Raw genomic sequence first — 14,894 nt, forward strand, 5'->3', positions numbered from 1 at the left:
ACGTATCGTTTATATTTTTATTAAGTTAGCGTTTTATGTCTTAGGCGGGATCCCACCTAAATATACTCAGATCATTAGGCATGGACTTGTAAATCCTGTTCTAAGCGCTTCCTATCGACCTTGCTATTAGCGGTTAATTGAATTCCATCAACAAACCTGATATCTCTCGGCATGTAGTCAGTATCTATGTTCGCTTTCAGCCAAGTGCGAAACTGCTTCTGATTGTCAGCGGTATTCTCATGAAGCTCCACAACACAAGTAGCCACTTCATTTTCGAGTTTATCTTTGGTGCCGATGACTGCATTGATATGCACCAATAGGCACATATCAATATGATTTTCCAAGTCCTTTGGAAACAGGCAAAATCCACCTTGTTTTATTAAGTCTTTTGAACGCCCTTTAAAATAGAAAAAGCCATCCTGATCACGGGTAAAAAGGTCTCCCGTCGCCAACCAATTGTCGTCCCGATATCTGCCCGAAAAGATTTCTGCACCACCTTGAGCGGCGGGGTTATAGTAGCCTTGCATCACTGCCGTCCCACGAACATAAAGCTCACCTACCTCATCAGCTTTTGCTTCTCTAAATTTACTGACCTCTGAGTGAGGTATAAATACACGTGCATCCAGGCCAGGGATCGGCTTGCCAACTGAACCCATCTTTTCTTCCCAAAGCTCTGGCTCCAAGTACAAGGCTCGCTTGCACTCAGTCAAACCATACATAGAGAAAACATTTAGATTTGGGCAGTACTCCTTCCAGGCGCGAATCATGTACTCAGATAAATGGCCCCCAGTATTGGTGATACTGCGCAGATTGCTGAGATCAGGTTTAACCAAACCCACCAGTTTCACCAGGGCAGCCCCCATTGCTGGCACGATCGGAAGAACAGATATATCCCGCTCTGAAATCGTTTTAAGGGCTTGTATGGGATTAAATGGTTTGTCGTAGAGGATGGTTGTACAGTTGCTATATAGCGCAAATAGTACCTGATAAAGACCGTAGTCAAATGATAAAGGGGATAAGCACAAAATTCTGTCCTGTGCTGTCAGGCCCAAATATTGGGAAATTGAGGCCAAGGAGGTCAGAACATTTTGATGGGTAAGCATAATGCCTTTTGGCTTACCAGTACTTCCTGAGGTATAGATAACCAGAGCCAGATCTACGCCTGTGACCACTGGAGTAGAAGATACTTCAAACTTTGAGCATTCCTGCTGATAATCGGGCAAGGCCTCAATTTTTCCAGCACGCCAAATCGCCTTGGCATTACAGTCTGAAGCGATCATTTTAATTGAAGCTTGGCTCAGATCCCCCTTGGCAGGTACAACCACCAACCCCATCTTCCACGCCGCCAACATAATGGCGACCGCCTCTATTTCAGACTGAGTACACACTAAAATGCGGTCGCCAGAACTGAAACAAACTTCTTCATTTGTAAGTGAGAGCCACGCATCCTCACAGTGAGCCGCGGTCAAAACCTCACCATCCAGATTTTCCAGACGACCTTGCCAACATTTTTTCACAACTTTCTCGAACAGGCTGGCAAGAGAAAACATTTTTAGTCCATTTATTATTCTAAGATTTTTGATCTAGTCCGAATAAGCCTAAAAAAAACTATTCAAACCGGCTACATGGGACGATCATTTTATAAATCGGATGACCCAATAATGACAAGCATTTTCTGTAAAGCTTATGACAACCTCTTTATCAATCCATGAAAATTTTCATCCTGTTAGAAATTATTCGATCTGACTAAACATTACAAACATTCAAAAAGACAAATAAATCAAGAAGTTAATAAACCCTTTTCCGATCTCGAACCACTACCAAGTAAAAAAATAGGCAATGAAAAACCAATTTATTCAGGATTTAATTCCATCAAATGACCAAAAAAAAGAAAATAATTTTTTTGGTGATGGAACCCTATAAAGCCCAGAAAATTTGAACCGAATGGTCACAAAATAGAATGGGCAAATATTAAAAATTACTCAAACTTATTTTCTGAAGCTGGTTTTTGAGAACCATGAAACCTTGAGAGATTTCTTTTACAAGTGATCGGCTACCGGCACTGAAAGCCAGATAAATATTTGAATACAAGTTAATGTAATAATTTCGATTACAGAGGCCAAATCAGTAGCGGCGTGAAATTACTGACTTCAAGTAAACCTTTAAATCCGGTTCTGCCAGACAAAACATGGGCGCCAGCCTAAATACTACAGACCAATAATCACAATAAAATTGACCTTTTGAATCACCGGCCTCACCAGATCAAAATTAAGCCAAACTTATCGCTAAAGATACTCAAGTTACGCCTGGGGATAGCCATCTTCATAATCCGGCAGTTAACACAAAAAATTGGCACGAAATAACCCCAATAGAGGAAGCAATACCACACACTTACGTATCACGCACGCCTTGCATATAGAGGTAGCTATTTTGATTCGATTACTTCAGTACGCATTTGGGTCTGTCGGAGTTTTTCTTCTGTTAACCTGCTCTCTGCCGCTTTGCGCCGATTTACATCCAGAGACTCTGAAATCAATCAGTACTCCAGATAAGGTGGACAGCAGTATTGGCACCCTCGAATTCCGCGATGGCGCCCCCTACCCCCAGACCGCAGAAAAGCTCTACGACTATTTGGATCATATGCGTGCGGTAGATAGTTTCCTCAAAGGAATTCAGGGAGCATCAGTACATGCTCTAATGAAAGGGGGAAGAGAGCTTGGCGCTAAGTCTGCCAATGAAGTCTTAATTTTCGATCGATTAATGAACTCTGAGTCTCTTTTTCTCACAGGCAATACTTCGACTATCTATACGCTGGCTTTTTTAGATCTAAAACGAGACGGACCAACTGTGTTTCACTCGCCGCCCGACGTTATGGGCGCGTTTAATGATGCCTGGTTCCGCTTTGTTGAAGATATCGGCTCCTCTGGCCCGGATAAGGGACGCGGGGGAAAGTTTCTGTTACTGCCACCAGACTATAAAGGCAATATTCCCTTCGGCTACATTCCCATCTACCCTCGCTCCTTCCGACTGTGGGTGTTTATGCGCTCGCCAAGTAACCAGCCTTTGCCGGAGGCCGTGCAAAACATCAAAGACAACTTGAGAATCTACCCCCTGGCTCAAAAAGGTAACCCGCCAAGGATGGTCTTTATCAGTGCGTCTGGAAAGGCCTTCAACACCATCCACCCTAATGACTATCAATTCTATAAGCACCTTAATGAAGTCGTTCAATACGAGTGGGTTGGGATGCTTAACCCAGAAACGCGCGGCCTCTTTGCCTCAATTGGCATTGAAAAAGGGAAAGCCTTCAGTCCAGATAAAAGAATGACCAAAATTCTTACGGACGCAGTTGCAATTGGTAATGGTATAGCCCGCTCAATTGTTTGGTACCCACGGACAGACAAATCCCTCTCCGATATCAAAATCTACCCAGGCACAGATAGCGCCTGGGTAATGGCGTTTCCCGGCAAGAACATCTTCTTCAATGGCCCCGATGGCAAAACCATTAATAGTGACGCCCGAGTCAGCTACTTCTACCCCTATACCGGTGTCAGCCCAGCAATGACTGCTATTGAACCTGGCAAAGGTTCTGATTACGCCATTGCCTTTGTCGATGAAAACAAAGAGCCTTTTGATGGCTCTAGAAAATACAAATTGCACCTGCCCCCCGATGTACCGGTCAATGCCTTTTGGGCAGTAAATATCTACGACAGCCAAACGCGCTCAATGTTAAAAACCAGCCAACCCTTTCCCGCAGTAAGCAGCCAGTCGAAAGGGATAAGACAAAATTCCGATGGTTCTTATGACGTTTATTTTGGACCCAAGGCGCCAAAAGGGTTTGAGAAAAACTGGCTGGAGACCTTACCTAACAAAGGTTTTTTCGTAATCCTGAGACTGTATGGACCCTTGGGGCCATGGCTGGAGAAAACCTGGCGTCCTGGAGAGGTGGAGCCTACTGAATATTGAAAGAACTGCCCCCTCCAGGCTTTCACGGAGATTCTGGCCGCCCCACAATTGCGCTGCCTGCAAGGCGCAAGCGGTGATTCCGGGGAGTCTCCGCAAACCAACGTCGACAAGCTCGCTGAAATGTACTCTGCTCGGAGTACCCCAACAAACCCGTAATCTGCCCCAAGGCCAGATTCGGATCGGATAAGTATCGAGTCGCCAGATCCCGCCGCACGTTATCCAATAGTTCTTCGAACCTAAGCCCTTCCGCAGCCAGGCGGCGCTGTAAAGTTCTGGGGTGGAGCTTCAGCGCCCCTGCCACAGTGCCGAGCTGAGATCTGCCGCTGGGCAGTATTTCACTGAGTAATTGTCGAATTTCTACAGTTAGAGGAACGGGCAGCGTCGCGCTCTGCTGCTCCAAATGGTGAATGGCCAATCGCTCAACCACTGGATCGGCAGACTTCAGTGGTGTATCCAGAAATGCAGCAGGGAAGTCCATCGCGCAATAGCCCGAGCTAAACAGAACCTCACAGCCAAAGTAATTGCAGTAGTCACCCTCTGCCATTTGAGGACCATGAGGCAGCAGTACGTTTTGCGGGCAACACTCAGTCTCTACCAACATCCGTATCATCGTCAGCGTATTTCCCAGCACCTGCTCCCGGATCTGGCGATAGCTACTGAGAGCTGGGTCCTGCCAATCAAAAACAATACGTAGTACATCTCCTTCACTTAATGGCTCCATTTGCATACTGAGGGATGAACTATGAAGAGAAAGAAAGCGCCTAACGGATAGCAAGGCTTGCCGGGGAGTGGCCGCGTTGCATGCAACTACACCTATCCCACCCAAGCGGTCCACCCCTTGTCGCGATGCGAGGCACAGCCCCAAATCGGGGCGATCTAACCGGCGTGCTGCAGTTTCCAACAGGCGCGCGACCTCAACAAATGATACCAGGCGGGAATCCGCCGGACTGATATTACAAGGCATACCGAACTCGGCCAAGAAGGCTTCCCCCCTGCCCCCAAGCTGCTCCACGAATTCACTGAAACCGGAAAGAATACTGACTCGTACAAGGCTACCCATAACTTGCTCCCCATCTTTGTGGCGCGGAAAGACAATTATTTGTCGCAATCTAACAATAAATCATGGGCACATCTACCCAGTCTATAAGGCATAGAAATTTGCGGGGATAGGGATTGTGAAATCGACTCATTTCGATGTATTAATTATCGGCGCGGGACTCTCAGGCGTGGGAATGGCTTGTCATTTGAGTCGCGAATGTCCCAGGCGCAGCTTCGCCATTATCGAGCGGCGGGCACAAGTCGGCGGTACCTGGGACCTTTTTAAATACCCGGGCATTCGATCTGATTCCGATATGTACAGCTTCGGCTATGACTTCCAACCCTGGTCCGGCGAGAAAATACTCGCGGATGGCCCATCTATCCAAAAATATATTGAAACCACCGCAGAGCAATATGACGTTAAAAAGAGAATTCACTTTGGAATAAATTTAACTACGGCAAACTGGTCCAGTACAGACCGAGCTTGGACTCTGGAAGGTCACAACACCGAATCTGGCAGCCCAGTGAGATATACCTGTAGTTTTCTGATTGCCTGTACTGGGTATTACGACCATAAAGAGGGCTACTTGCCGCAATATCCAGGTATAGAAAACTATCAAGGAAAACTTATTCATCCCCAACAGTGGCCAGAAAATCTGGACTACCGCAGCAAGCGTGTTATCGTGATCGGCAGCGGCGCCACCGCTGTTACCCTGGTCCCCTCGCTCGCAACCACCGTCCAACATGTCACCATGTTGCAACGCTCCCCAAGCTATATCATTTCAGTTCCATCTATCGATAAAATCTCTCGTGTACTATCAAAATTTCTGCCAGCACCCTGGGTCCACAGGCTAGGACGCTGGCGCAATATCAAATTGCAGCGCTGGATTTTTAAAGCTGCTAAGCGCTGGCCTAACTTTATTAGAAAGTTACTATTAAAAGATGTAAGAAAAAGCCTTCCAGCTAATTACGATCTCAGTCACTTCGATCCCAGTTACAACCCCTGGGATCAACGTCTCTGCGTTGTACCTGACGGAGATCTGTTCTCCTCAATCTGCTCAGGGAAAGCTTCTGTTGCCACCGGTGAAATAGAAACCTTCTCAGATAAGGGTATCCTGCTTACGTCAGGGCAACAATTAGACGCAGACATTGTTATCAGTGCGACCGGATTAAAGTTACAAGTGCTAGGAGGTATCAAGCTCTGTATTGATGGTACACCGGTAGCAGTCAATCAAAAGCTGACTTACAAAGCAGTGCTAATGGAGGGGGTTCCTAACATCTCATGGGTATTCGGCTATACCAACGCTCCCTGGACTCTTAAAGCAGACATTACCGCTCGCTATATTTGCCGATTATTCAAGTATATGGAAACAAATAACTTTCAAGTGTGTACAGCGATAGATAGCGAAGGCAGTTCTGAACAAGGTTCGGTAATGAGCAGCCTGGACTCTGGCTATGTAAAACGGGCAAATGGAGAACTTCCCAGGCAAGGTAAGCGCTATCCATGGCGCCTGTTAAATAACTATGAAGAGGACTGTAAGATACTCCTTGATTCAGCGATTGAGGATGAATTTTTAACTTTTTTGCCTCACCAAATTGACACCGAGAAAACTCAAAAGGCACAAGATAAAAACAACACATCCTCTATCGAAGTAAGCAGTATTTAAATTTCAGGTAGCATTAATAATGCGAGCCTCGGCTCGCATCTATTTTACTTTTCATCCGGTAGACGGATATAGAGGCCGCACAAAATGCCTAACTCCAAGCCCAGACTAAAACCCCATAGTGAACAACCGCGATTAATATTATTTGACCTGACAGTCGCACCTCACAAAAAAGTAACAAACACTTCTAATTAATCCGCCACCGATGCCTTCTCGGAATTCGTTACGGGCTTCACGTAACCATATAATCATGGGGTAGCAAATCCGAATATTAGGTCACCAGATAGGATGGCTTATTGTGAGAGCTGTGAGTATTTTTTTAATTTTGTCCTCGCTATCAACAGTTTCAATCGCGTCTTCTGTAAGTATACAACTAGAAAACTGGGACAGAATTTGTCAAATTCAAGTTACCGGCGGAAAAAACCCGTCGTTCACAAATTTCCAAACTTTTAATAATATTAAAAGGGGCTGGTCAATTTCCAAGCCCTATCAAATATGCTATCGCCGGAATGAAGAACCTTCCCAATGTCATTCAAAAATGACGATGTGGCGGTGCAAACGGTATGTTCAATCTGAAGGCCAGAAAGCAAATACTTTTCCTATATTCTAGGTTTTATCGTCTCCACCTTTAACGACAGCTACCAAATTATGACGCTTGATCTAATATGCTGAACTTAAGCACCCAAGGATTGATATCAGAGGGAGCAACGAAGTCAACTTGCAATACAGTACGACCATCAGAAAACTGATACACCCATTTATTGTCAATAGACTTACCCTTCCTCCACTTGGGATTTTCTTTCATTTGCTCACTTAACCAGGCTTTTACAGTTTCCACATCACCGGAAAGCTGAAACGCGGTGTACCATTCTTCCAGGCTACCATAGCTATACTTCTTAGAAACAAACTGAATTGACTCAGGCAAGTCACCAAGGTTTGGCATAATTTTATCCGCCATCATCCCCCGGATATAGCCCCCCTCTGGCACCCACAGGTACTCAATCTTCGCTGCGACACTTTTGGCTTTTTCAATCGTATCAACCTTGCTTACCAGATATAAAGCGCCGTCTATACCAGATGAAAGGCCAGCTGTAGTAATAAACTTGCCGTTATCAACAAACTTTTTATTTTTTACCAATTCAACATCAGAGAAGTTCTTCTCGAAAGAATCAAATGCTCCGCGAATGGTGGTTGCTTTCTTACCATCCAGGAGTCCAGTACTCGCCAAAATAAAAGCACCGTTACATACCGATAGAACATACTGAGCCTGTTTGGACTGCTCTTTAATCCACTGTAATACTTCCGGGCTCTCCATTGGTTCATTAATGCTGCCCCCCGGGATAATTACTGCATCAAATTGATTATCCTGATCAAAGCTGGTATCTGGAGTCACTTTAAGCCCCATGGCTGAAGTAATGGTTCCACCACCCTCCGAAACCGTTGTCAAACGGTAATTGGCTTGCCCAAAAACCTCATAGGGTCCGGCATAATTAATGGTTTGTGCACCGTCGTACAATAATATTCCAATATGAAAGGCATCTTTAGATGTGGAGTGGGCCCAGACCATATTGCTAAAAAGTAGCGAGCATAGGGTAGCCCAGATTAAAGATCGCATGGCTATTTCCTTTTTATTTTGGTGAGTACAGAAACATGCTTAAGCGCTTATCGGATACCTCACGCAAAGCTCAAACATTTAGAGAAGGTATTTCTAGGGGGTACGGCTAGAAGTTTAAGTTAGTGGAGTTGGTCATAAATGACATAAAGTCGACAAATTCAGACACCAATGGTCAGACACGAAAACTTTTACTTCAGAGATCATATTTAAGTTGTGTATTGGCAATGTTTATATACTTTCAACCGTACCATATCCTTTCTTAACAAAATGTATTACCAAAGTGGGAGCAGTGCCAACAAGATACTTACTAGGCCAGCCAAATCTACTTCTTGAAAAAGTCGCCTCAAGCCCTAAGCTTTACTGTGAAAAGGCTTTTTCCATCTATGTGATCTATGTCGACTTCAATTCTTTCCATACTACTATAGCTAGAAAGCTCCAAGAGTCTGACCACACATCTATGCATCCATGTATTCGTACGGCAATATTAGATCGACGCTGCAAAATAGCTTTTGCAATTTACAGACTGCGAGCAAGCAAAAAGGATTACCATTTAAGCAGGATCACTAAACAGAGCTGACGGACTAAAATGGTCTACAATTAGACTTTAGAAGCAAAATTGAGAAAACCACTTCCATCTTAAAGCGGCTACGTATATAAACAGCATATATCATTCTTCAACTACCCCCAACAGATCCAATCTAGATGACACCACACAACTCACCACGCTTGCTGACTCCCCATGTTAGCTAAATTGAAACATCTCTACAGATTTTACATTTTATTTCACTATTTAATTCAGAGATAATTTAGGGTAATTGAAATACTCTAACATCTCCGCGACACCCAAATCTGATATAACCTTTCTTAAGACGATCATACTTCTTAAGTCGCCCTCCTTTTGAGGCGTGCCTCCAACTCACTTAAACAACAAATAAAGTCAGCACCTTTAAAACCAACTACATTTCCAACTAACTTAACTTACTACTCTCCAAGGATTTGCCTCTACACCACAGCTCAACTTCCGTTCAACGACAGCAAGCAATGCCACTTTGGCGAACTCCTTCATTAGAACCAAAAAACCATTATTGATTAATCATTCAACAAATTCTGGCTTTAATAGATCAATAACATTACTGAAAATTTTCAGCTTTTCTTTTTGAATCTATAGATCAATCTCTCGCAAGTCATCGTAAAACCCATTTTCATCATATTTCCAAGACTCAAACTTCCACTCAAAACCTTTATCAGCGTGACAAATGTAAGTGACATACGATTTTTTCCCCTCCACCTCAAGTATTTTACCTTGGGAATGCAGTAAAACATCAGCACTGATATTCGGATTACTTTGTGTACAGTTTACTATAACATTAGCGGTAACACTTACTTTCAACTCTCCCAAAAGCGGAGTAACATCATATGCATTACACCTATAAACACCTTCACTTAAAACATCTTGCACATCAAATTTTAATTTAACACCAACACCATCCCCCAAAGATTTAACTAAACAAGAAAAAAGATCATTAAGCTTATCCTCAGCCAATGAATTTTGGATCATGAGTTCATTTAGTAATAACTTAGATTTAGACATAATATTACTCCAATTCAAACAATGGATAATTACGGTCATTAATTCTAGTTTGCGGCTCAGATAATTTGATCTCAGCATATCTCTCACCGACACTGTGATTCCATCCACCTTTACCTCCTCGCTGAAAATCTGGGTCAACCCATTGTTCAACCTTTACTAATTTTGTGACTACGCGTCCTCTACTTTTCTGCGGCCAACCATAAGCAGTTATCAAGCTTCTCTTATTACCTGCATCAGTAAACACAGCTTTGCCATCTTTAAAATATATATCCACATGGTTTCCATAGAAATTTCTTCCGGAAAATATCCTATCAGGATTATTTAGAACATCTAATACTCTAGGGTCCTTGTGAGTCAAACCATGCTTATCGAGATGTCCTGGAGTTCTACCTGGTGCTTCAAACAAAAATGTATCATCCTTGGTAAGTTCTTCAAAAAAATGGTCATTAGTTTTAGGTATTGTTCCACGATAAACTCCATCCGAATCAAAGCCTTCCCCCACGTCTGGAACACTTGAGCCTAAATTGCAATCATCAGTGTCAGATTTTAATCCAAATGGATCAATCCACTCAATCGGATTGGGTACATATCGATAATTGTTTGATCCCCCAAATAATCCAATCGGATCTTGCTGGATAAATTCTCCAGCCACTGGATCATAGTACCTAAACCGGTTGTAATGCAGCCCAGTTTCTTCATCAAAATACTGCCCCTGGAAACGGATCGGCTGCTCTATCTGATTTTCATAGGCTAAGGCAATATTGCCATAGCTCTTGTAGGCAACACTCCATACCACTTCACCAGCCTGGTTGGTAAGGGTATCTGGAGTGCCAAGGTGGTCCAGGTGATAGTAGTAGACCTCTTCTTTATCTAGCTTACTTTCGTTTAAAGCAACCGGTTTAAAGGTGCCCGGTTCGAAGTAGTAGGTACGGGCACTGAGGTCCTGTTTGGTTTGAATATCGGTATTAGCTTCCTTTAAGAGGGTATCGCCATCCCAAAGGAAATCATTTTTCTCTTTGTTTTCAGCCTTACTAATACGGCGACCCAGCGGGTCGTACTGGTAGTGAATATCTTGTTGAAGGTGCTCTACACCCTCTTCCACCTTTAGCTTCTCTACATGCACCAACTGCTGGCGATTGTTGTAGTGATAGCGCGTCTGCAGTTTTTGTCCTTTACCACGCAGTTCAGCAATCCGATTACCGTAAATATCGTAGCGGTAGTGAGTATCACCGCGAAAAGCGAGACGATTGCCTTTTACCTGGGTAGCACTGGCTTGCTGTTTGGCTTCGTCTTTTGAGTTGGCAGCGGCAAGGATATTGTGCGCAGGGTCGTGTACAAAATATTCTGGGTTGGGACCGTCTACCTGGGTAAGGCGGTCCAGAGCATCGTAGTGGTAGCTACGATTACCGCGCAGGCTGTCTTCAATTTTGGCTATCTGGCCAGCTTTGTTGTACTGGTAGCTACGCTCAAGGACTAGGTTTGTGCCTGAAGAAGGATCGGACACTGGTTTCTGATTTACATTACTTGTTTTGCCTAGTCTGAGTTTTTGCAGGCGGCCTTGGGGATCGTAGTCTCTCTGGCTTTCCAGCCCATTGCCGTGTTGACGCAGGCTTTCCCTACCCTGTTCATCATGGCTGACACGGGTGATTAACTCATCAGTATCACTACCTAAAGGGCGACGGTACAGGCTTTGGAATTGTCCGGCAGGGTTAAAAGTAAACTTAAGTACTTCTCCATCGGGCAAGGTAGTGGCAATACGATTACCTGCTGCATCGTATCGGTGGCTAAGCTTTTCTTTGCCCTGCCAGTCGCCGGTAACTCGGCCATTGGCATCGTATTCCCAACGCAATTTGCGGTGGGCATTTTCCGCCTCTATCAACTGCCCGCTGCGGTTGTAGCGGAAATTGGTATTGCCGTCCGGGGTAACCTCTTCCAACAAGCGGCCAAAGGGATCGCGCTCGAAGATAGTATCGATACCTTTACCGCTGTCCGTATCGGTCACGGCTCTGGAGCTTACCAAGTGGCCGGCACGGTTGTAGGCATAGCGGGTAACGCGGCCGTCGAAGCCTACTTCTTCAATCAGGCGTTCGTTGAAGTCGTATTTTAGCTGGTAGCGCTCGCCGTTTTCATTGGTGAGCCCGATTAGGTTACGCTCGCCGTCATAGTGATATTCCAGGCGGCTGCCATCCGGGTTGGTGCGGGTCTTTACCTGGCTGAGGCCATCGTAGGCATAGCAAGTGCTGCGGCCTTCAGAGTCAATAACTTCGGTAAGTAATCCATGGGGATTGTAGCTGTACTGAGTGCGGGCACCGTCTGGAGTGGTCACCGCATGGATACGATCCTGAGCGTCGTATTCATAGCGGGTCAGCTGGCCGGGGGCGTGTTGCACTTCTTCCAGCCGGCGAGCACCATCGTACCGGTAGTGCTGAGCACGGCCCATAGCGTCCTTTACTGCGGCGAGCTTGCCTTCGGGGTTCCACAGATAGCGAGTGGTGTTGCCGAGAGGATCGGTAACACTGCCGATCAAACCAACGGGGTTATAGCCGTATTGGGTCTTATTGCCGAGGGGATCTTTGCTGGCCACAATCTGGCCATTTTCGTTGTACTCCCTATGCCAGTTATTACCAGCAGGGTCGGTAACTTTTGCGGGCAGGCCTTCAGCATTGTATTCGATACGATGGTTATTGCCGGCGGCATCGGTCTTTTGTGCCAGGCGGCCCTGGTCGTCGTACTGGTAAATTTCCTCGCGAAGACTTCCATCGTCGCTGGGCAGTTGTACCCGAGTGATTCGCCCCAGGTCGTTGTAGCTATAGAGAGTCTCTGCACCTTCGGGATCGCGGTGATAGATCGGCAGGGCCCGGTCGTTAAAGCGGTAGCGCTCTTTGCCACCACGGGTATCAGTAACAGTAACGCCCTTACCATCATCGTCCCAGTCAAACTGGTAATTGTAAGTCGCCTGACCATCGATTGGGTCACCCCACTGTCTCACACAGCGGGTAGAAGGGCCTTCGGCATCCCACTCAAAATGGAAACGGTAGCCAGTTTTTAGAGTGCGCTGCTTAATTACATGGTGATGGTATTGGTACTGCTCACTGTAACCATCGGCGTCAGTGGCTTTAATCAGGTCGCCAACATCGCTGTACTCATAGCTTGCGAGTACTTTAATATGGCCATCGCGAGTTTCCTTCTTAAGCTCACCGATACGCAGGCTGTTCGGCTGCCCTTGCGGAGGGCTGATATGCAGGGCTTCACCGAGACTGCTCTCAATGCATATTAAACGCTCATCGATATAGTGAAACAGGTAGAGATTGCCATAGCCATCACGTATTTCCGCAAGCTTAAGCCCTCCTGTTACACCGACTGCCTTAAAATGTTTTTGCACGCCATTGGGGGCCCCGTAAGGGGTAATAATCCAATGATCGCCGGCGACACGAGTAAGGGTTAATTGCTCAACAACATTGTGGCTACGATCGCTATCCCCCGGAAAGGGAAAATTAATTACCCGACCCTCTGCGTCCATAAACTGAACACTTTTATCAGGTGCCGGTATTAGCCTCTCTCCCAGGGTGTGAGTCCAACCATGACCCAAACCGAAATCTCTGGGATTACTACTGCGATAAGTACGCTCAAAAACAAGGGGGAGCGGTCCGTCTAATAGCGCATCGACTAAGGTCAAACGCTCTTCCCCGGTTTTTAAATTAATGGGATCACCACCTTCAATAGCACAACTATTATTAGGAACTTCCTTCCCAGTATGGGTTGTGCCGGTTATGGTCCCAGCTTTATCGGGCTGATCAGAAATTGTATTCTGAGAGCTCTGCGAACCCTGGCTGCTGTCAGAACCCGCTTCAGAACTATCGTTGACTGTTCCTTTACCGCTTTGCGGCGCTCCTGAACTTGATGTTTGCCCGCCGGAGGAAGGTGGTACTACAACTTCAGAAGAACTCAGATCAGAGAAGCTCGCCTTATTACCCTTAGCATTTCCTGCGCGCTTATGGAGAAATACATTGCGACGCTTTTTGATTTTGGCAAATTCCAGCATTAGGTTACTAACGCCCTGAAGATACCTCAGTAAGCCTGCATTATCTTTGGAAATCTCGACAGCGTTGGAATCGCTCACGGATGCTACCATGGCGAATGTTAAGATAATCTCAAAAAGGCCATTTTCTGGTAGGGCAACCTCCGATGGGTATAGAGCTTTTAAGTAATCGCGGAAGAAACGTAAACTTGTTTCACGTATTCTCGCATCCTGGTATAAAGTTTCAGCTACTTCAAAGGCTAACTCTAAGTGCTGCTGGGTAACTTTATTGGCATCGAAACCAAGCGCAGCTACTAGGGACCTGCTAGAAGTCGGTATAGATTTTTCATCTTGCTTTTCAATGTTCTTTTCATACAGCAGATAGTTCCTAGCGGTGCACCCCTGCGCCATCAAAGGGCGAATAGAACTCACCAAAGTCTCTACTTCAGATAAATCTTTACGCCATATTGCTAGTCCTCCGGTAAAGTCACTCTGATCAGTAGATTCATTGTTCGATAACCTTGAATTAACTCGCCCTAGGTCAACAATATACTGAAGGCCTGTATCGATTTTAGGAATCAATTGGGACTGCTTGTCGGCTAGCACCGCATCAGCAAATGGAGCCTCTTCGATTACCAAGCGGTTTTGAACTAACTCCTTATAAATAGCTCTCTCAACCCAGGAGTAGCTTGAAGGAGCATCTAAATGGAATGAGGCTGATAAGTCACCCCATCTATAAGGCTGCTTGCCTGGTTGAAGAGGATCTGAACAACTCCCTCCCATACCCAGGAAGTAATCGTAAATTTCTTGAAGAGCTGAAACACTGAACATTTCCAGGGTTTGCTCAGCACTAGCTGGCAGTGAAGATCCGGAGCTAAAACCGCTCCCTCTTCGAGCCAGGTAAACAATTCCATATGTATTCTCAACAAATAGCTGCATAACTCACTCTTTATTGATTACGAACCAGCCATGCAACATTCCTTCGCTGCTAGCTCAAAGCAAAAT

At 45.4% G+C, this 14,894-nt stretch carries 7 protein-coding genes; 2 read left to right on the plus strand and 5 right to left on the minus strand.

The features are described 5' to 3' along the window. Positions 1–74: 74 nt before the first annotated feature. Positions 75–1,550 (minus strand): class I adenylate-forming enzyme family protein, encoded by a 1,476-nt coding sequence (locus ACJJIR_RS12535; protein WP_444905599.1) that lies wholly within the window; start codon positions 1,548–1,550, stop codon positions 75–77. Positions 1,551–2,430: 880 nt separating this feature from the next. Here ACJJIR_RS12535 and ACJJIR_RS12540 point away from each other — a divergent pair. Further along, positions 2,431–3,963: a DUF1254 domain-containing protein gene (locus ACJJIR_RS12540; RefSeq protein ID WP_444905600.1), complete on the plus strand. Its 1,533-nt coding sequence runs from the start codon at positions 2,431–2,433 to the stop codon at positions 3,961–3,963. Between the two features lie 22 nt (positions 3,964–3,985). On the opposite strand, the gene ACJJIR_RS12545 is transcribed toward ACJJIR_RS12540, so the two are convergent. Beyond that, positions 3,986–5,023, minus strand: a complete 1,038-nt coding sequence (locus ACJJIR_RS12545) for an AraC family transcriptional regulator (RefSeq protein WP_444905601.1) — start codon at positions 5,021–5,023, stop codon at positions 3,986–3,988. Between the two features lie 115 nt (positions 5,024–5,138). Between ACJJIR_RS12545 and ACJJIR_RS12550 the strand changes: the two genes are divergently transcribed. Further along, on the plus strand, positions 5,139–6,668 hold the full coding sequence (locus ACJJIR_RS12550) for a flavin-containing monooxygenase (RefSeq protein ID WP_444905602.1): 1,530 nt from the start codon (positions 5,139–5,141) through the stop codon (positions 6,666–6,668). Between the two features lie 643 nt (positions 6,669–7,311). On the opposite strand, the gene ACJJIR_RS12555 is transcribed toward ACJJIR_RS12550, so the two are convergent. The 3 genes from ACJJIR_RS12555 to ACJJIR_RS12565 all read right to left on the minus strand — a co-directional run bounded on the left by ACJJIR_RS12555 (position 7,312) and on the right by ACJJIR_RS12565 (position 14,828). Beyond that, the gene (locus tag ACJJIR_RS12555; RefSeq protein ID WP_444905603.1) at positions 7,312–8,280 is read right to left on the minus strand and encodes a DJ-1/PfpI family protein; all 969 of its coding nucleotides are present in this window, start codon (positions 8,278–8,280) and stop codon (positions 7,312–7,314) included. A gap of 1,162 nt (positions 8,281–9,442) precedes the next feature. Continuing rightward, a complete protein-coding gene (locus ACJJIR_RS12560) occupies positions 9,443–9,871 on the minus strand; it encodes a hypothetical protein (RefSeq protein ID WP_444905604.1) in 429 nt (142 codons plus the stop codon). Positions 9,872–9,875: 4 nt separating this feature from the next. After that, complete coding sequence (locus tag ACJJIR_RS12565) at positions 9,876–14,828, minus strand: RHS repeat-associated core domain-containing protein (protein WP_444905605.1); 4,953 nt, start codon at positions 14,826–14,828, stop codon at positions 9,876–9,878. Positions 14,829–14,894: the final 66 nt, after the last annotated feature.

The sequence above is a fragment of the Microbulbifer maximicatervae (SeqCode) genome (assembly GCF_052467385.1).